At 73.7% G+C, this 17596-nt stretch carries 14 protein-coding genes and 3 pseudogenes; 8 read left to right on the top strand and 9 right to left on the bottom strand.

The window, feature by feature from the left end:
• Positions 1-70 precede the first annotated feature (70 nt).
• Positions 71-568, top strand: coding sequence for a hypothetical protein (locus RH94_RS21910; protein WP_073949196.1), 498 nt, complete (start codon positions 71-73; stop codon positions 566-568).
• A gap of 59 nt (positions 569-627) precedes the next feature.
• Here RH94_RS21910 and RH94_RS21905 read toward each other — a convergent pair whose 3' ends face one another.
• Both RH94_RS21905 and RH94_RS21900 read right to left on the bottom strand, forming a co-directional pair.
• A complete protein-coding gene (locus RH94_RS21905) occupies positions 628-2610 on the bottom strand; it encodes an N-acetylmuramoyl-L-alanine amidase (RefSeq protein WP_073949195.1) in 1983 nt (660 codons plus the stop codon).
• A gap of 301 nt (positions 2611-2911) precedes the next feature.
• Complete coding sequence (locus tag RH94_RS21900; protein ID WP_073949194.1) at positions 2912-4030, bottom strand: aminoglycoside phosphotransferase family protein; 1119 nt, start codon at positions 4028-4030, stop codon at positions 2912-2914.
• Between the two features lie 235 nt (positions 4031-4265).
• Between RH94_RS21900 and RH94_RS21895 the strand changes: the two genes are divergently transcribed.
• Complete coding sequence (locus RH94_RS21895) at positions 4266-5759, top strand: DNA-binding protein NsdB (RefSeq protein ID WP_073949193.1); 1494 nt, start codon at positions 4266-4268, stop codon at positions 5757-5759.
• 22 nt (positions 5760-5781) lie between these two features.
• On the opposite strand, the gene RH94_RS21890 is transcribed toward RH94_RS21895, so the two are convergent.
• The gene (locus RH94_RS21890) at positions 5782-7191 is read right to left on the bottom strand and encodes a PP2C family protein-serine/threonine phosphatase (protein ID WP_073949192.1); all 1410 of its coding nucleotides are present in this window, start codon (positions 7189-7191) and stop codon (positions 5782-5784) included.
• A 513-nt stretch (positions 7192-7704) separates the two neighbouring features.
• Between RH94_RS21890 and RH94_RS46745 the strand changes: the two are divergent.
• A pseudogene (locus tag RH94_RS46745) lies at positions 7705-7785 on the top strand (SsgA family sporulation/cell division regulator); the annotation flags it as partial.
• A 112-nt stretch (positions 7786-7897) separates the two neighbouring features.
• Here the strand turns inward: RH94_RS46745 and RH94_RS44195 are convergent.
• Both RH94_RS44195 and RH94_RS21880 read right to left on the bottom strand, forming a co-directional pair.
• Positions 7898-8044: pseudogene (locus RH94_RS44195) on the bottom strand (Gfo/Idh/MocA family oxidoreductase); the annotation flags it as partial.
• Positions 8045-8119: 75 nt separating this feature from the next.
• The gene (locus RH94_RS21880) at positions 8120-9220 is read right to left on the bottom strand and encodes a baeRF3 domain-containing protein (protein WP_073949191.1); all 1101 of its coding nucleotides are present in this window, start codon (positions 9218-9220) and stop codon (positions 8120-8122) included.
• A 219-nt stretch (positions 9221-9439) separates the two neighbouring features.
• Between RH94_RS21880 and RH94_RS39815 the strand changes: the two genes are divergently transcribed.
• A complete protein-coding gene (locus RH94_RS39815) occupies positions 9440-9997 on the top strand; it encodes a BBE domain-containing protein (protein ID WP_073949190.1) in 558 nt (185 codons plus the stop codon).
• Between the two features lie 245 nt (positions 9998-10242).
• The gene (gene asnB / locus RH94_RS21870) at positions 10243-12084 is read left to right on the top strand and encodes an asparagine synthase (glutamine-hydrolyzing) (protein WP_073949189.1); all 1842 of its coding nucleotides are present in this window, start codon (positions 10243-10245) and stop codon (positions 12082-12084) included.
• Positions 12085-12093: 9 nt separating this feature from the next.
• On the opposite strand, the gene RH94_RS21865 is transcribed toward asnB, so the two are convergent.
• On the bottom strand, positions 12094-13683 hold the full coding sequence (locus tag RH94_RS21865) for an alpha/beta hydrolase (RefSeq protein ID WP_073949188.1): 1590 nt from the start codon (positions 13681-13683) through the stop codon (positions 12094-12096).
• Between the two features lie 265 nt (positions 13684-13948).
• Here RH94_RS21865 and RH94_RS46410 point away from each other — a divergent pair, with 265 nt between their 5' ends.
• Positions 13949-14665, top strand: coding sequence for a chaplin (locus RH94_RS46410; protein WP_107428787.1), 717 nt, complete (start codon positions 13949-13951; stop codon positions 14663-14665).
• 99 nt (positions 14666-14764) lie between these two features.
• The gene (locus RH94_RS21855; RefSeq protein WP_073949186.1) at positions 14765-15541 is read left to right on the top strand and encodes a GNAT family N-acetyltransferase; all 777 of its coding nucleotides are present in this window, start codon (positions 14765-14767) and stop codon (positions 15539-15541) included.
• Positions 15542-15586: 45 nt separating this feature from the next.
• On the opposite strand, the gene RH94_RS21850 is transcribed toward RH94_RS21855, so the two are convergent.
• The 3 genes and pseudogenes from RH94_RS21850 to RH94_RS38935 form a co-directional block, all read right to left on the bottom strand.
• A complete protein-coding gene (locus RH94_RS21850; RefSeq protein ID WP_073949185.1) occupies positions 15587-15853 on the bottom strand; it encodes a GlsB/YeaQ/YmgE family stress response membrane protein in 267 nt (88 codons plus the stop codon).
• Between the two features lie 164 nt (positions 15854-16017).
• Entirely contained in the window at positions 16018-16458 is a 441-nt protein-coding gene (locus RH94_RS21845) for an SPW repeat protein (protein WP_073949184.1), read from the bottom strand.
• Positions 16430-17066, bottom strand: a pseudogene (locus RH94_RS38935) (DUF2867 domain-containing protein); the annotation flags it as partial. The pseudogene RH94_RS38935 and the gene RH94_RS21845, both read right to left, overlap by 29 nt.
• A 313-nt stretch (positions 17067-17379) precedes the next feature.
• Here RH94_RS38935 and RH94_RS41510 point away from each other — a divergent pair.
• A complete protein-coding gene (locus RH94_RS41510) occupies positions 17380-17547 on the top strand; it encodes a hypothetical protein (RefSeq protein WP_199881026.1) in 168 nt (55 codons plus the stop codon).
• Positions 17548-17596: the final 49 nt, after the last annotated feature.

Raw genomic sequence — 17596 nt, 5'->3', positions numbered from 1 at the left:
GGGTGATTCCCCCGCCGTTCCAGGGCCGCCCGCACGTCGCACCGCAGGCCGGGGCACGTACCATGGCGGCATGTCGTTCCTCCGTCGCCGCAGCGCCACGCCCGCCGGGCCCGACTTCGACGTACTGGCCATGGACCCGGGCGACTGGCCCGGCAACCTCGGTGCCGGGCTGCTGCCCGCGCCCGACGGCACCTGCCAGGGTGTGTTCCTGCGCTACGACCTGTTCGGCGGCCGCGGCACCGCGATGATCATCGGCAACCTGCCCGAGGGCTCACCGGCCCGCGAGGTCGCCGAGGGCGAGGTGCCCTTCGAGGTCGCCCAGCTGCTGCTGGCCCTGGGGAACGACGAGGAGGTCACCGTCGTCGGCAGCGAGGACATGCCGGTGCTGCAGGGCGACAACCTGTTGATCGTGCGCCGGCTGAAACTGTCGGAGGGCCGGATCTCCTGCGTGCAGTTCGACCGCAGCGACGGCGTCCTGGTGACCATCGCCGCCTGGGACCGCCCGATCACCGACGACCTGTACGCCCTGCTCAAGCCGCTGCCCGCCGAGCTGTTCCAGCAGGGCTGACCGGAAGCGGACCGAGGGGCCGGCCCCGCGGGACCGGCCCCTCGTGCTCCTCGGCGCCGCTACGGAACCACCGACGGCTGCATCTGTACGTCGGCCGCCCGCACGAACGCCACCCGGTGACCGAACTGGATCTCGTAGTACAGATCCTTGCCGGTCACCACCCGGTGCGAGTCCGTGGCGAAGGTGACCGAGTAGTCGTACTCGCCCCGCAGCAGATCGCCCACCACGTACCTCTGGCCCGCGAGCAGCTTGTACGGCAGCGGCGACACCGGCTGGACGGGCACGCCCGCCGGATAGGCCTCCTTCTCCGGGTACGCCCTCCCGTACACCGGCACGCCGGCCGACCCGGCCTTCGGTGTCACCACCAGTCCGGCCGCGTCCACCGCCGTCGGCTGCCCGGCCGGGTTCCGGAACCAGGCCTTCTGCCCCAGGTACCAGATCGCCGTCCAGTCGCCCTGCCGGTCGGCGACCGCGTACTGCTGGCCGGTCTCCACCCGGGAGGCGATGTCGTTCACGTCGGTCGTGGAGTCGCCGCCGTCCGGCCTCAGACCGATGTCCTTGATCAGCGGTGAGGACGTGTCGGGCCGCGCGTACAGCCGCACCGCGCCGGAGCCGTGCGGGGCGCACGGCTCGCCGCGGGTGGCGCAGCCCGTGTACTCGGGCCGGTTCGCGGCGTAGTCGGGACGGATCGTCACCATGCCGCCGTTCCTGCCCGCGGTCGGCTCGAAGGGGCGGCCCAGCAGCTCGAAGTAGTGCCGCCAGTCCCAGTACGGCCCCGGGTCGGTGTGCATGCCCGGGACGGTCCCGGCCGTCGGCCCCGGCACGGTGTCGTGGCCGAGGATGTGCTGCCGGTCCAGCGGGATGCCGTACTTCTCGGCGAGGTACTTCACCAGCCGCGCCGAGGCGCGGTACATCGCCTCCGTGTACCAGGCGTCCGGCGAGGCGAGGAAGCCCTCGTGCTCCAGGCCGATCGACTTGGCGTTGACGTACCAGTTCCCCGCGTGCCAGGCCACGTCCTTGGCCTTCACGTGCTGGGCGATGTGCCCGTCGGTGGAGCGCAGCGTGTAGTTCCACGACACATAGGTGGGGTCCTGGACGAGGTTGAGGACCCCGTCCCAGCGCCCTTCCGTGTCGTGGACGACGATGTACCGGATGGACTGCGACTTCGGCCGGTCGCCCAGGTCGTGGTTGCCGTAGTCGTTCCCGCCGAACTCCTCGTACGGCGCCGGGATCCACTCGCAGGACACCGAGGCCGGGCACTCCGTACCGGCCGCGGAGACGCGGCGCAGACCCGTCCGGGCCAGTTGGCCGGTGTCGGGGGAGAGGCGGGGCAGCGCGGCGAGGACGACCCGCTGTCCGGTGTCGGTGACGCGCCGCTCACCGGAGCGGATCACGTCGTAGACGTCGTCGGCGTACGCCGCCGCCGTCGCGCTGTCGTCCGCGCCGGAGAACCGGGCCACCGCGCCGTACCAGTCGGCCGGGTCCCGGCTCAGCGGCTCGCCGAGCTTCTTCTGGGCGGCCGCGAGCAGGGCCGCGCCGCCCTCGATGTTCGCCGACTCGTCGTCGCGCAGCCGCTGAGCGGGGATCCCGGTCAGCTCGGCCGCCTTCGTCAGGGTCCGCAGCCGGGCGGGCGGCGAGGAGTTCTCCGGCACCTTCGCATCCGGGCGCAGGGCCGTACGCGCACCGTCCCCGCGCGGGTCCTCCGTACCCTCGCTGTGGTGCGGGGCCCCGGCGAGCGCGGTGCGCGCGTCGGTGAGGTGCATCGGCCCGTAGCCGCCGGTCACGCTCGGCGCGCCGCCGTGCCCGTCCCACCGGGACTGCAGGTACGACACGCCCATCAGCACGCTGAGCGGCACGCGGTACTCGGCCGCCGCGGACGCGAACGCCCGCTGCAGCCGCCCGGTGTCGTCCACGGCCGCGCCCGCGGACGGCGCGGCACCCAGCAGCGGTAACAGCAACGCCGCCGAGACGGCGACACCCGCCGCGCCGCGCGTGCGTCTGCCTCCCGGCACGGGTCTGGAGTCGGTGACGGATCCTCGCAAGGAAGCCTCCTGGTGCGCTCGGGCGTGACGGGGCGTGCGGGGCCGGCGTGGGTCAGTGGTACCGGTTGTCCGACGATCCGTCAATCATGCGCGCGAGAAGGTGAATCCCCACGTCAACGGCCTCTCCGGCGAGTTTCACCCGGACGCCCGCGAGGCCTGCGCGGCGTCAGTGGCGTACACCAATGGTTCCGGGAGGCACTGCTCCAGGAGGGAGGGAGGGAGGGAGGGAGGCGGGAGCGGGGCGGGGCGAGGAAACGGCCGCGGGCGCCCGGGGAGGGGGGCGCGCCGCGGGCCGTGGTCGTCAGCGGGTGCCTACGGCCGCGCGTACCGCCCGGCGGGCCAGTTGGCAGTCGTCGTGCAGGCGTCGCAGGAGCAGGCGCTGTTCCTCACCGGACTGGGCGGCACCCGGATGAGTGGCGTCGTGCATCGAGCGCTGCACGGCCGTCTCGTAGGTGCGGATCTCACGGGTGAGCACGAGCATCAGGTTCACCAGGAACGCGTCCCGCGCGGCCGGGCCGGCCGACTGGGCGAGCTGGCTGATCTGCCGACGCGCCACCGGCGCGTCCCCGAGGACCGACCACAGCGTCGCCAGGTCGTAGCCCGGCAGGTACCAGCCCGCGTGCTCCCAGTCCACCAGCACTGGACCGGCCGGTGAGAGCAGGAGGTTCGCGAGCAGCGCGTCGCCGTGGCAGAACTGGCCCATGCCCTGCCGGCCCGCGGCGTGCGCGATGCCGTGCAGCAGCTTCTGCAGGTCGCCCAGGTCCCGGTCGGTGAGCAGCCCCAGTTCGTGGTACCGGGAGATCCGGGCGGCGTAGTCCAGCGGGGCGTCGAACGTACCCGCCGGCGGCCGCCAGGCGTTCAGCCGGCAGATCGCGCCCAGCGCCGCCCTGATGTCCGCCTGCGGCGGCGCCTGCGTCGGATGCCGCTGGAGCGCGGCCACCCGGCCCGGCATGCGCTCGATCACCAGCGTGCAGTTGTCCGGGTCCGCCGCGATCAGCCGGGGCACCCGCACAGGCGGCCGGTGCCGGACGAACGAGCGGTACGCCGCTATCTCGTGCCGGTAGCGCTCCGCCCACGCGGGGGAGTGGTCGAGTAAACACTTGGCGACGGCCGTAGTGCGCCCGGTCGTGCCGACCAGGAGCACGGACCGCCCACTGCGGCGCAGCACCTGCACCGGAGCGAACTCCGGGCAGATCCGGTGCACCGAGGCGAGTGCCGTGCGCAGCTGGGCGCCCTGAGGGCCGGACAGGTCGATTCTTCCGCTGAGCGGTTGCGTGCCGAGCCCCGCGGCGCGCCGCGTACGGACCGCACCGGGCACAGGGGCCGCCGGACGCGCGGGGTCGAGGTAGGGGCCGCCGGCACCCGGACGGGGACGCGGCGACCGGGGCGGGGCGGACACGGAGGACGATGCTGCGTACATGGGCGAGACAGATCCCTTCGTGTGCCTGCTGCTTGACGCGCGCTGCCCGGCCCGGACGCCCGGGTGCACCCTGGGGAATGTCCCTCGGCGACCGAGCCGGGTTGGCGCGTTCCTACCTGACACCCGGTGGGCACTGGCACACCATCTGGCGCACCCTGGCGAACCCTGGCGAATAGTCGCCCGGCAAGTCTCGCCGGGTCTACTGTCAACTCAGCCGAGTACCTGGGGGCTTGACGTGACAGGACAACCCAACGCCCGTTTCGCGGACTTGTTCGGCCTGGCCGGCTGGTCCAAAGGGGAACTCGCGAGGCTCGTCAACCGGCAGGCGGCGGCCATGGGCCACCCCCAGCTGGCGACCGACACCTCCCGGGTGCGGCGCTGGATCGACATGGGAGAGATCCCGCGCGATCCCGTGCCACGGGTGCTGGCGGCCCTGTTCACCGAGCGTCTCGGCCGTGTCGTGACCATCGAGGACCTCGGTCTGGTACGGCACGGGCGTACGGGGAAACGGCAGGGCGGCGGGAGTGCGGAACATCCCGACGGTGTGCCGTGGGCGCCCGAGCGGACCGCCGCGGTCCTCACCGAATTCACGGGAATGGACCTCATGCTCAACCGACGCGGCTTGGTGGGCGCGGGCGCCGCGCTCGCCGCGGGATCCGCACTCAGCAGCGCCATGCACGACTGGTTGCACACCGATCCGACACTCAAGGCCGACGCTCCCGACCTCGACCACCCCCTGCACGCCGACCCCGCCGGGTTCGACCGCTACGACGCCGCCCCCGTCGGGTCGCAGGAGATCGAGGAACTGGAACGCTCGGTGGAGGTGTTCCGGGCCTGGGACGCGGCCCGCGGCGGCGGACTGCAGCGCAAGGCGGTGGTCGGCCAGCTCAACGAGGTGGGCGGCATGCTCGCCTACGGCCACCCACCCCACCTCCAGCGGCGCCTGTGGGGCGTCGCCGCCAACCTCGCGGTCCTGGCCGGCTGGATGTCGCACGACGTCGGCCTGGAACCCACCGCCCAGAAGTACTTCGTCATCGCCGCCCACGCCGCGCGGGAGGGCGGCGACCGGCCCCGCGCCGGCGAGGCGCTGTCCCGCGCGGCACGCCAGATGGTGCACCTGGGCCGCCCCGACGAGGCACTGGACCTGATGAAACTCGCCCAGTCCGGCTCCGGCGAGCGCCTCCAGCCGCGCACCAAGGCGATGTTCCACACCATCGAGGCCTGGGCCCAGGCCTCGATGGGCAAGGGCCAGGCCATGCGCCGCACCCTCGGCCGGGCGGAGGACCTCTTCGTCTCCGGCACGGGTAGTGCGGAACCGCTCGACTGGATGCAGACCTTCAAGGACGAGGATCTGTACGGCATGCAGGCGCTCGCGTACCGCACGCTGGCGGAGCACGACCCGGACGCGGCCGCGCACGCCCAGCACTACGCGGAAAAAGCCCTGGCCCTCCGTGTCGACGGACGGGAGCGGTCGAAGATCTTCGATCACTTGTCCATGGCCTCCGCCTGCTTCATCGCGGACGACCCCGAACAGGCGGACCGGTACGCACGGCTGGCTCTGATGGCGATGGGGTCGAACTCCTCCCGCCGCACTTGGGACCGGCTGCGCGAGATGTACCGGCTCACCGCCGAGTACGCCACCTATCCGAAGATCAGTGAGCTGCGGGAGGAGATCCGGCTGGCCCTGCCCAAGCCGAAGGGGAGGAACACCGGGAGCGCGCCGGCGTAGCGCCGGCGGTTCCGCACACCGGTCACGACATCACCCGGGCGGCCAGCACGCAGGCGTCGTCCTCGCGCTCGGTCCCGCCGAACTCCTCCACGACCGTCCGTACGCAGTCCTGTGCGTCGCGCGCCGCGGCGAACCGCGGGGCCAGGTCGAGCAGGCGCTGTGCGGCGGTCCTCCGGCCGCGCCGCGGCACCAGCCCGTCGGTGTGCAGCAGGAGCAGGTCGCCCGTCTCGAGGGTCTCCTCGGCCTGCCCGTAGCGGGCTTTCGAGGCGGCGCCGAGCAGGGCGCCCTCCGGGGCGTCCGGCGTCCACCCCGTCCCGTCGCGGAACAGCAGCGGGGCGGGGTGTCCTGCCCGTGCCCACGTCAGGGTGCGGGTGGCGGGGCGGTAGCGGAAGCAGACGGCGCTGCCCAGGGCGGGCTGGGCGGCGGTGTCCAGCAGCTGGTTGAGCCAGGTCATCAGCTGCCCGGGCCCGGCGCCGGCCATCGCCATGCCGCGCACGGCGCCCAGCAGCATCGCCATGCCGGAGGCGACGCCGGGCCCGCGGCCGGTGAGGTCGCCGACGCCGAGCAGGGTGTCGCCGTCGGCCAGCTCCAGCGCGTCGTACCAGTCGCCCCCGGCCGGCGTGCCGGCCGAGGACGGCAGGCGGTGGACGGCCAGGTCGAGTGCGGGTCGGCCCCGGCGCGGGAGCCGCGGGGAGCCGCGCCACGGCGGCAGCACGGCTTCCCGCAGCTCGACCGCGAGCCGGTGCTCGGTCTGCGCGCGGTGCCGGTGGTGCTGCAGCGAGTCACGGGTCTCGCGCACCTCCGACTGGCTGCGGCGCAGCTCGCTGACGTCCCGCAGCACCGCCCACATCGAGGCGGTGCCGCCGTCGGCGTCGAGCACGGGCTCGCCCATCATGTGCACCGTGCGGACGGCGCCGTCGGGCCGCACGATGCGGAACTCCCCGTCGACGGGCCGCGCGTCGACCAGGCAGTCGGTGACCATCGCGGTCAGCCGGGGCCGGTCCTCCTCCAGCGCCACGGAGGGCAGTTCGTCGAGGGTGAGCGGGGGTACGGCGGGGTCGCGGCCGAGGATCTGGAACAGCTCGCCCGACCAGTCGGCCTCGCCCGTCAGCAGGTTCCACTCGGCGCTGCCGACCCGGCTGAGCAGCGAGCCGGGCGGCGCCGCGGGGACTGCGGCGGGCGCGGCGGCCACCGGTGGCGGACCGTCCCTCAGCTGTGCCAAGTGGCCGTCCAGTTCCGCGAGTTGATGCAGCGCCAGGTCGCACAGCGCACGCTCCCAGCGGACCTGAGGATCCGACGCGTCGCCCTGCGCGTCCCGCCGTACGGCGTCCACCTCGCCCCTGAGCCGGCGCGCCTGCGATATCAGCGCGTCGAGCGGGCCGCGCCCTGGTGGCTGGGCGGGCGGGCGGTCCGCGGAGAGGTGGGGCGGCATGACGCACTCCGATGCGGGACGGTACGGCCGGGGCGGCGGGAGGGACCGTTACGACTGTCGCACAGCCGGCGACGGCCCGTAAGGGATTTGGCAAGACACGACACGAGGGTGCATCCGGCATATGCCACGGTCTTCCGAGGTCCACGACCGGGGAAGTGACTCAGGTCACATGGATGGGTGGCCGGTCAGGCGTCATGCGAAAGGCCCCTGCGGGCTCCTGACAACAACGGCACAACGGCACAACGGCACAACGGCACAACGGCCGACCTGACGGCCCACAGGGGAGACCGACCACGGACATCACCCTCGAGTAGCCCGCCCGCGCCCACCTGATCACCGCGCACGGGCGGGAACTCCCCGTGCCCGTCACCCTGCGCCACGCCTCCGCGGACCAGCCGGCCGTGCACCCGGACTTCCCGCCCGAGGCCGCCCTCGACGGCAAGGACGTCACGCGGACCTTCTCCCGAGCCCTGCTGGACGAGGGGGCTCCGGCGGCGGGCCGGGGCCGGGGACGTGCACCTGTGGCCGTGCGGCGCCTTCCGTGCGGTGCTGGAGCTGCACTCGCCCTCCGGCCTGGCCCTGCTCCGGTTCGCGACCCCACCGCTGCGCCGCTTCCCGCAGCGGAGCCACGCCGTGGTGCCGCCCGGCCGGGAGGACCTCTCCACGGCTGTCGACCTGGGCCTGAGCGCCTCTTCGGCACGGCCCGACCCGGCCGGGCCGGCCGTCGCCCGAGCCGCGCCGCCGCCTCGGCGACCCGCGGCGCTCCGGCGGAGCCGGGCGTCATCGGCTTCTCGCACAGCACGGGCAGCCCTCGTGCGAAGGCCGTCGGCAGTGCCTCCACGTGCGCACTCCCTCCGCACCGACGGTCCGCGGGCGGCGCAGGACCTCGGCGAGGGGAGCGGCCCGGCCGCTCTTTTCGTCGATTTCGTCAGTAGCGCAGCACTCCGGCGATTCCCTGCGCGTCGCCCAGGGCGCCGTCGGGGACGAAGCGGACGTCGGCACCCGTCTCCAGGCACTGCTCGACGATCTCGTCCACGATGTCCTCGCGGGCGCCCGGTTCCCCGGCGTCCGCCGGGACCAGATGGCCGCCGGCGCTGTCGCGCGCCGTCACCCGGTAGTTCTCCTCGACGGCCAGCAGCCGGATGCGGCCCTCCCGGGCGGTCTGCCAGATCTCGTCGACACCGGCCGCGTACTCCTTGCGTCCGCGGGCCGCCTCCAGCTCGCGGGCCACCGCCGCGGTGTCGCTCCGCGTCACCTCGTCGTGCACGGGTCGTACGGCCCGCCAGACGGCCTCGGGGGTGGCGTGCGCCAGACCGCCGTGCTGGACGGGCGCCGCGCACTTGGCGACACTGCCGACCTCCTCCAGGGCGGACAGCGCCGCCGGCTCGCCCGTGACGTACAGCGGACGCGGGTGCTCGCGCAGGACCGCGCTCATCGCGCTGTCCGCCTCCCGCAGGAACTGGCGGGTGCCCTGGTCCCGGAAGGTGCTCGGCTCGTCGCCGATCTGCATCCGGCGCTCGGCGTCGAAGTTCTCGACGAGTTTCCTGGTCAGCGGGAAGCCGCCGGCGTGGTCCTCCGTGACGCGTTCGCCGTCGCCGCTCCACAGCGTCACGCGGTCCGCGGAGACGGACAGGACCCAGAGCGGGCGCGCGGCGGTCTGTGCGGAGACCAGGTTGCGGGTCAGGAAGGTGTCCGAGAGGACCACGCGCTCCGGCACGCTGCGCGACAGCGACCACACCTGGTGCTCGCCGGGGGCGGCGAAGATGACCAGACCGTCCTCGGCGTACGTCAGGTCCACCTCGGCGAGGGCCTGGTCGAGCTGCCGGACGACGTCGTTGCGTCGCTCCCGGGTGACCTGCGGGTCGGTGTCCAGCTGCTTCTTGGCCTCGGCCACCACGTTGCGCAGCCGGACCGGATCCTGTGCGTTGTCGGGCTCGCGGCGGTGCATCGGCGTCAGCACGGACACCGCGGGGTAGGGGCGCGGACGCCGCAGCTCGGTGAGTATCGAAGGACTCAGCTCGTGCTCCATGACAGCACGATAGGGCCGATGCGCGCATCAGGCATTCGGGGCAACTCGACTGGCGCGCGGGTCCTTTCGCTGCTACGGCCGCCACACCACGGCCCCGGCGTGATCCGCTCCGGACGGAGGCGTGTCCGCACGGCCCTCGCGCGCCGGCGCGGGCGGCACCACGGGGGCCTGCGCGGGTGCCGGACACCGGCCGCGGGGTAGCCTGCTCATGAGGCAGCGATGGCCGATGAGGTGTACATCCGGCTCCTCGGCGGCTTCGCCGTGGCGGTGGGGGACCGCCCGGTCGCCACCGGGGCCTGGCGCCTGCGCAAGGCCCGGAGCCCGCTGAGGCCGCTGTGCCCGGCACCGGGCCACCGGATGCACCGGATGCACCGGGAGAAGCTCTACGGCCTGCTCCGGCCGGACCTCGACCGGACGGCCGCGTCGAACAACCTCCACCAGGCACTGCACGCCGCGCGACGCGCCCTGGCCTCCGCGGGGACACCCGGCGACGTCGTGACCCTCCGGGACGACCTCGTGCTGCTCGGCCACGACGGCGGGGTGCGGATCGACGTCGGCGAGCTCGACGACGCGGTCCGGCGTGCCGCCCGCGAGGACATCGCACGCCACGGCCGCGGTGCCATGTACGTCAATTTCACCGGCGACGCGGCGGACGACAAGGTCCGCGCCTCGTACCCGGGCGCGGTCCTCGACCGGCTCGTCGGGGTCAAGGACGCCTACGACCCCACCAACCTGTTCCGCCTGAACCAGAACATCCGCCCTTCCGCGGCAAGGTGACCGGGCCGGGCAGGACCGGCCCGCGGACCCCGGAGAGGTCCTTGGAGAAGTCTTTGCCCTCGGCCGATTCCTGACGCTCCGCACCTGGTGGCAGGCGTTCCGGTGGATGTTCCAGGAGCAAAGAACGGCCGGAACCGCGGAGCCCGCCGTGGCATCCGGGCCACGGACGCGTTGACCACTGCCGCCCGATGACACACGCTCGTCATATAGATGGTCGATGCAACCGGTTTCGCGGGAGGTAACCGATGTGCGGCATCACCGGCTGGGTCTCCTACGACCGCGACCTCCGGACCGAGGCCGCGACCCTGGACGCGATGACCGGGACGATGGCCTGCCGCGGCCCCGACGACCGCGGCACCTGGTCCGAGGGCCCGGCGGCCCTCGGACACCGCCGGCTCGCGATCATCGACCTGCCCGGCGGCCGCCAGCCGATGACCGCCGGCACCCCGGAGGGCACCGTCGCCCTCGTCTACTCGGGGGAGACCTACGACTTCACCGAACTGCGCCGCGGCCTCACCGCCCGCGGCCACCGCTTCGCCACCGACTCCGACACCGAGGTCGTCCTGCGCGGCTACCTGGAGTGGGGCGACGCCGTCGCCGAACGCCTCAACGGCATGTACGCCTTCGCCGTCTGGGACGGACGGCGCGACGAGCTCGTCATGATCCGCGACCGCATGGGCATCAAGCCGTTCTACTACCGACCCACCCCCGACGGTGTCCTCTTCGGCTCCGAACCCAAGGCCATCCTCGCCAACCCCCTGGTGAGCCCCCGGGTGACCCTGGACGGCCTGCGCGAGCTGTTCACCTTCGTCAAGACCCCGGGGCACGCCGTCTGGGACGGCATGCACGAGGTCGAGCCCGGCACCGTCGTCACCGTCGGCCGCACCGGCCTGCGCACCCGCGTCTACTGGCGGCTCGAAACCCGGCCGCACCCCGACGGCCGCGACACCACCGTCGCCACCGTCCGCACCCTCCTGGACGACATCGTGCGCCGCCAGCTCGTCGCCGACGTGCCCCGCTGCACCCTGCTCTCCGGCGGCCTGGACTCCTCCGCCATGACCGCGCTCGCCGCCCGGCAACTGGCCGAGCACGGCGAGAAGGTGCGCAGCTTCGCCGTCGACTTCGTCGGACAGACCGACCACTTCGTCGCCGACGACCTGCGCGCCACCCCCGACACGCCGTTCGTGCACGACCTGGCGCGCGCCGCCGGCACCGACCACCAGGACATCGTGCTCGACGCGCACACCCTCGCCGCCCCGGAGGTCCGGCAGCGGGTCGTCCGCGCCCGCGACCTGCCCCTGGGCTTCGGCGACATGGACGCCTCGCTGTACCTGCTGTTCCGCAGCATCCGGGACCACTCCACCGTCGCCCTGTCCGGCGAGTCCGCCGACGAGGTCTTCGGCGGCTACCAGCACTTCTTCGACGAGGAGGCGCGACGCGCCGACACCTTCCCCTGGCTGGTGCGGTACCTGCGCGACTTCGGCGACGACGCCGGCGTCCTGCGCCCCGGCCTCGCCCGGGCCCTCGACATCCCGGCGTACGTCGCCGACGGCTACCGCACCGCCGTGCGCGCCGTGAGCCGCCTGGACGGCGAGAGCGACTTCGAGTTCCGGATGCGGCGGATCTGCCACCTCCACCTGACCCGCTTCGTCCGCGCCCTGCTCGACCGCAAGGACCGCATGAGCATGGCCGTCGGGCTGGAGGTCCGCGTGCCCTACTGCGACCACCGCCTCGTGGAGTACGTCTACAACGCCCCCTGGGCCCTGAAGTCCTTCGACGGCCGGGAGAAGAGCCTGCTGCGGGAGGCGACCGCCGACCTGCTGCCGAAGTCCGTGTACGACAGGGTCAAGAGCCCCTACCCGTCCACCCAGGACCCCAAGTACGCGCTCGCACTGCAGGACCAGGCCAAGGACCTGCTCGCCCGGCCGGACCACCCGGTCTTCGACCTCGTCGACCCCGAACGGCTGCGCCGCGTCGCGCACCGCGAGGCCACCCCCGGCACCCAGGCGGCGCGGCGCGGCCTGGAGAGGGCCCTCGACCTGGCCGTCTGGCTGGACCTCTACCGCCCGCTGATCGTCACCGGCTGAGCGGCCCCTCTACCCGCTCCCGGGCGGTTCCGGGTCCTTCCCGCACGAGCTGCCGCCGGCCGGCAGGGAGCCGTACAGCAGGAAGTCGTTCACCTTCCGGTGCACGCACCGGGAGGAGAGGTAGCCCGTGTGCCCGTCGGCCCGGTTGTCGAGCACCACGGCGGACGGGCCGAGCCGCCGCGCCGTCTCCACGGTCCAGCGGTACGGCGTCGCCGGGTCGCCGCGGGTGCCGACCAGCAGCATCCTGGCCGTGTCGACGTTCCTCACCCTGTCGCGGACGAAGTCGGTGCCCCTGGGGCGGCCGTGGCACATCAGCAGTTCGTTCAGCCGGGCACGGCCGAAGACCGGAGAGGCCTGTTCGTACGCGGTGCCCAGCCGGCCGAGTTCCCTGGTGAGCTGCTCGGCTCCGGGCCGGTCGGGGTCGTCCGCGCAGTTGACCGCCATCAGCGCGGCGGGCAGGTTGTCCGGCGGGATCCCCGCGGTGCCGGCCGGCCCGTCACCCCGCCGGGCCGGCAGCGTGACGCCGCCGGAGGAGAAGGCCGTGACGCCGCGCGTGTCGCCGTCCTGCACCAGTGAGACGATCACCCGTTCCAGGGAGGGCCACAGCCGCTTGCCGTAGAGGCCCCGTCCGAGCGCGCGCACCAGGTCCTGGCCGGTCAGCCGGGAGCCGGAGCCGCTCGGCACCGGGTTCTCGTCGAGCGAGCGGACGAGCCGGACGACCTGATCGCCGGCCGCGCGGCGGTCGTCGCCGAACGGGCAGCCGGCGTCCTGCACGCACCAGTCGAGGAAGCCGTCGAGCGCCGTCTGCTGTCCCTCGACGGCCACCAGCCCCTGCTCCGCCGCCGACTCGGTCAGCGTGTCCACCCCGTCGAGGGCCATCCGCCCGACCTTGCCGGGAAACCGCGCCGCGTACACCGCGCCGAGCCGGGTGCCGTAGGAGAAGCCCAGGTAGTTGAGCTTGTCGTCGCCGAGTGCCTGACGTATCACATCGAGGTCCCGGGCCGCGTCGACGGTGCCCATGTGCGCCAGGACCGGGCCGGAGTGCTTCACACAGGCGGTGGCCAGCTGCCGCCACGCCGCGAGCCGCTCGTGCGCGACCCGCGGGTCGCGGAGGTCGCCGGCCGCACCGACCGCCCGCGCGTTCGCGTCGTCCGTGGCGAGGCCGCAGCTGACCGGGGAGGACCTGCCGACGCCCCGCGGGTCGAAGGAGACCACGTCGTAGCCGTCGGTCAGGTCCATGAACCGCTTGCCGCCGGTGGCCAGTTCGGACACGCCGGCGGCGCCGGGGCCGCCGAAGTTCAGCAGCACCGAGCCGCGTGGGGGCCCGGTGGCCCGGTAGCGGGCCAGGGCCAGGTCGAGGGTGCCCGCGTCCGGGTGCGCGTAGTCGAGGGGGACGGTGACCTTCCCGCACTGCAGGTCCGCGGGTGTGCCCGCCTCGCACGCCGACCACGTCACCCTCTGGCGGTGGAACCGGTCCGGGCCGGGCTGCCCGCCGCCGTCGGCCGCCGCGGGCAGCCCGGCGCCGAGCAGTGTCAGTGTGACGGCCCCGGCGCACGCCAGGCGCCGGGCCGTGCGCCGCACGGACGGCTTGGCCGGCATCGGAGCCTCCAGCAACGCTCGGCTGCGGTTCGGCAACAGCGCCCTCGATCACGATAGGCGACGCCTGTGGACGGCGCCTGCCGACGGGCGTCCGTCCGGTGCCGTATCCGGGCCTCGCCGTCGGTCGTACGAGGCGTTACCCGCTGTTCGATAACCGTGCCCCTCGATGGGGTGAAAGGCCGCCAAGCCATAACCCGGATCCTTCCCCAGCGTTTTACCCGGTGCGGGCGAGCGCCCGCGACCATGTCTGGAAGGCAGGGAACCGATGAAACGGGTTACCCGGAACAGTGTGATCGCCCTCGCCGCCGCCTCCGGCGCGATGGCGATGACCGTGCCGATGTCCGCCGCCTTCGCGGCGGACGGCGGCGCCGCGGCGGAGGGTGCCGCGGTCGGCTCGCCCGGTGCGATCTCCGGCAACACCATTCAGGTGCCGGTGCACGCTCCGGTGAACGTGTGCGGGAACACGGTGAACGTGGTGGGGCTCCTCAACCCCGCGGCGGACAACCACTGCGTCAACGCGTCCGCCGGGAGGGACCGGGCGTCGTCGGCCGGCGAGGCGGTGAGGCACGAGAGGGCCGGTACGGCGGCGGGGCACGAAAGCGGCGGTGCGGTGGCACACGCGGGCGGAAAGGATTCGCCCGGTGTGCTCTCCGGCAACCAGATCCAGCTGCCGGTGCACGCCCCGGTGAACGTCAGCGGCAACAGCGTGAACGTGGTGGGCGTCGGCAACCCGGCCGTCGGCAACTCCTCCACGAACGACTCCTACGAGGAGATCGGCGAGCCCGTGCCCGAGCCGCCCGCACGGGCCGTGCCGCACCCGCTGCCGAGGCCCGTGACGCACCCCGCGCCCGAGCCGCGGACGCAGGAGTCGCTGGCCCACACCGGCGCGGACCAGGCCGTACCGATGGCCGCCGCGAGCGCGGCGCTGCTGATCGGCGGGGCCGCCCTGTACCGGCGCCACCGGCCCGGCGCGACGCGCTGACGCCCCGGGCGCAGGCCCGGCGGAAGGCCCACCGGACCCCCTGACCGGTGGGCCGTAAACCTGTTGCCCCGTACCCGCACGGTTTGCTGGAGTGGGCGCATGGATCACACCGCGGTACTCGCCCTTCACGACCGGGACCTGCGCGCAGACGCCCGCCCCGACGGCCCCGGCACGCGCGTGGAGCGGGCGGGAGGCGTGGTGCGCCAGGTCGGCTCCCCGCGGGACTGGAACGGCGTGCTGTGGTCGGACCCGGACGTCGCGGACGCGGACGCGATGATCGCCGAACAGATGGCGTTCTTCCGCGAGTCGGGCCACGGCTTCGAGTGGAAGCTGTACGGGCACGACCGGCCTGCGGACCTCGGCCGGCGGCTCCGGAAGGCCGGCTTCACGCCCGGGCCCGAGGAGACGCTGATGGTCGCCGAGGCCGCCGACCTGGACCTCGACGCCGAACCGCCCGTCGGCGTACGCCTGCGCGAGGTCACCGACGCGGCGGGCGTCGACCTCCTGGTCGGCGTGCACGAGAAGGCGTTCGGCACGGACGGCTCCGCTCTGCGCCACCGCCTTCTCGCCCGGCTCGCCGCCGAGCCGGACACGGTCGTCGCCGTCGTCGCCCTCGCCGGCGACGCACCGGTGAGCGCGGCCCGTATGGAACTGGTGCCCGGCACGGGCTTCGCGGGTCTGTGGGGCGGCGGGACCGTCGGGGGCTGGCGCGGCCGGGGCCTCTACCGCGCCCTCGTCGCCCACCGCGCCCGCCTCGCCGCCGACCACGGATACCGTTATCTCCAGGTCGACGCCTCCAGTCAGAGCCGTCCCATCCTCGAACGCCTCGGCTTCACGCCACTGACCACCACGACGCCGTACGTCCACGAGCCGTAGAAGCCCCGCGTGCGCCCGCCGCCGAGGGCGTGCGCCGGTGGCGGCTCAGCGGTGGCCCGCCTTCACGCGCTCCAGGGCGGCGACGCCCAGTGCCGCCAGGGCGATCTGGATGAGCCACTCGATCCAGTCGACGCCCTTGGTGTCGGCGACGCCGAGTGCGGAGGCGATCGCCGCGCCGATCAGCGCGGCCACGATGCCGATGAGGATCGTCCAGAGAACGCCGATGCGCTGGCGGCCGGGGACGACGAGCCGTCCCAGGACACCGATGATGATGCCGATGACGATGGCACTGATGATGCCGGTGATCTCCATCTTCGCCCCTCTGTGTCGTAGTCCCCGCGCCCTTGTCTGATGCCCGCTGAAACCGGGGGGCACGCCAGGACCGGCAGTCCGCTCCCGCGGGAGCCGTGGCCGGCGCCGGGCCGCCGACCCNGGGCGGGCCGGTCCGCCGTGCGCGGACCGGCCCTCGACACTTCCTACGCCCGAGGGGCGCTCTTCGCCGCGGTGGCGGCGCACATCAGCCCGAGGATCACGGCCAGGGCGCCGATCACGACGTTGTTGGCCACCACGCCGGCGTCCGGGCGACTGCCGACGATCCACGGCGAGACGACCATCCAGACCCCCAGGGCGCACATGGCCCAGCTGAGGCCGTACATCCGCGCCGGGGCGGCGGTGAACCCCAGGGCCAGCAGGCCCAGGGCGATTCCCATGATCAGGTTGTGGACCACGAGCGGAGGCTGGCTCGTGGTGTAGTGGAGGATCCACGGGGACGCGGCGCAGTAGAGGCCGAGCAGGAACACCGGGCCGTCCACGAGCGCCACATCACGACCACCGACCACGCGGGCGTAGCGCGCCCGCATTTCCGAGACATCGGGGTGGGTGGTGATGTCACCTCTGCCGTGCGAGACGTTGGCCATGATCGTCTCCTTCCGACTGTGCGGGCCGACCGCGTCCGGGGCGGTGTGCGGTGAGCGCCGCGCAGCCATATTTTGCGCTCATTTTTCCTTTATGTGTAGAGGTGAGGGCTCCGGGCGGGGCGGCACGCGCCGACGCGACCGCGGCCTGCGCGATGTCGCGGGCCATGCCGCCGAACACGACGGCGTGGAAGAGCGGGACGCCCCACCGGCAGACGTGGCCCAGCAGCCCGTGCGGAGGGAACAGGGCACGCTGACGGTGGCGGGTGCGGCCCTCGGCGTCCGTGCCGGCGTACATCTCCAGCCGGGCCAGGCCCGGCAGCCGTGACTCCGCCCGCAGCCGCAGCAGCCGCCCCGGCCCGATCTCCTCGACTCGCCAGAAGCCCGGCGAGTCACCCACCCGCAGCCGCTGGGCGTCCCGGCGTCCGCGGCGCACCCCGACCCCGCCGGCCAAGCCGGTCCAGCCGGCCGCGCAGCGCCCGGGGGAGCGGGAAGGAGTACCAGCCGTTGTCGCAGCCGATGCCCTCGATCACCCGCCACAGTGCCTCCGGCGGAACCGCGACCGTCCGTTCCCGGCGGTCGGTGCGGAGGCTGCCGCCCGCCCTTGCCGGGGGAGCGGGCCGGACAGCGCACCCGGTACCCGGCGGCCGGCAGCTCGGGCACCAGCCGGCCGCCGGTGTACCCCGTCGCCCCCGTGACCAGACTGAGCGGCCGCGCCCCCGGGTCGTCAGCGTTCGTTCATCATGCCCGTGCGTCCCTCTCGGCGCTCCCGGCACCACTGTCCCTCACGGGGGCGGAGCCGGACGCGCTCCCTGCGCCGACCGGGCGCCCATCGCATGGGCACGCCCGCAGCGGGCAGCCGGAACGTACGGATCGCACGTTGTCGGACGCGGTGAACGGTCGTACGCGGAGGTGGCTGCCGGTATGGGTGCGAAGGTGATGGAGCGGTTTCCCGCGGGAGCTCCGCGCGGATCCTGGCCGGCGGAGGAGTACGCGGCACGCCTGAGGGCCGAGGGCCAGCCCGCCACGGTCGTGATGGACCTGAAGGCGGACGACTTCCTCGTGGTGGTCCCCGCGCGCGAGGAGGAGTAGGGCGACCGGCTGGACTTCCGTGTCACAGCTCTGTGGAATCCCATGAGCC

The sequence above is a fragment of the Streptomyces kebangsaanensis genome (assembly GCF_001906585.1).
Classification (GTDB): domain Bacteria; phylum Actinomycetota; class Actinomycetes; order Streptomycetales; family Streptomycetaceae; genus Streptomyces; species Streptomyces kebangsaanensis.
This window is presented reverse-complemented; position numbering and strand designations above follow the sequence as displayed.

Excerpts from the sequence above, each read along its gene's own strand:
- RH94_RS21890 (WP_073949192.1), bottom strand. The coding sequence starts at position 7,191 with ATGCCGCCCCACCTCTCCGCGGACCGCCCGCCCGCCCAGCCACCAGGG.
- RH94_RS21900 (WP_073949194.1), bottom strand. The coding sequence starts at position 4,030 with ATGTACGCAGCATCGTCCTCCGTGTCCGCCCCGCCCCGGTCGCCGCGT.
- RH94_RS21855 (WP_073949186.1), top strand. The coding sequence starts at position 14,765 with ATGGATCACACCGCGGTACTCGCCCTTCACGACCGGGACCTGCGCGCA.
- RH94_RS41510 (WP_199881026.1), top strand. The coding sequence starts at position 17,380 with ATGGGTGCGAAGGTGATGGAGCGGTTTCCCGCGGGAGCTCCGCGCGGA.
- RH94_RS46410 (WP_107428787.1), top strand. The coding sequence starts at position 13,949 with ATGAAACGGGTTACCCGGAACAGTGTGATCGCCCTCGCCGCCGCCTCC.
- RH94_RS21850 (WP_073949185.1), bottom strand. The coding sequence starts at position 15,853 with ATGGAGATCACCGGCATCATCAGTGCCATCGTCATCGGCATCATCATC.
- RH94_RS21880 (WP_073949191.1), bottom strand. The coding sequence starts at position 9,220 with ATGGAGCACGAGCTGAGTCCTTCGATACTCACCGAGCTGCGGCGTCCG.
- asnB (WP_073949189.1), top strand. The coding sequence starts at position 10,243 with ATGTGCGGCATCACCGGCTGGGTCTCCTACGACCGCGACCTCCGGACC.
- RH94_RS21910 (WP_073949196.1), top strand. The coding sequence starts at position 71 with ATGTCGTTCCTCCGTCGCCGCAGCGCCACGCCCGCCGGGCCCGACTTC.
- RH94_RS21865 (WP_073949188.1), bottom strand. The coding sequence starts at position 13,683 with ATGCCGGCCAAGCCGTCCGTGCGGCGCACGGCCCGGCGCCTGGCGTGC.
- RH94_RS39815 (WP_073949190.1), top strand. The coding sequence starts at position 9,440 with ATGGCCGATGAGGTGTACATCCGGCTCCTCGGCGGCTTCGCCGTGGCG.
- RH94_RS21845 (WP_073949184.1), bottom strand. The coding sequence starts at position 16,458 with ATGGCCAACGTCTCGCACGGCAGAGGTGACATCACCACCCACCCCGAT.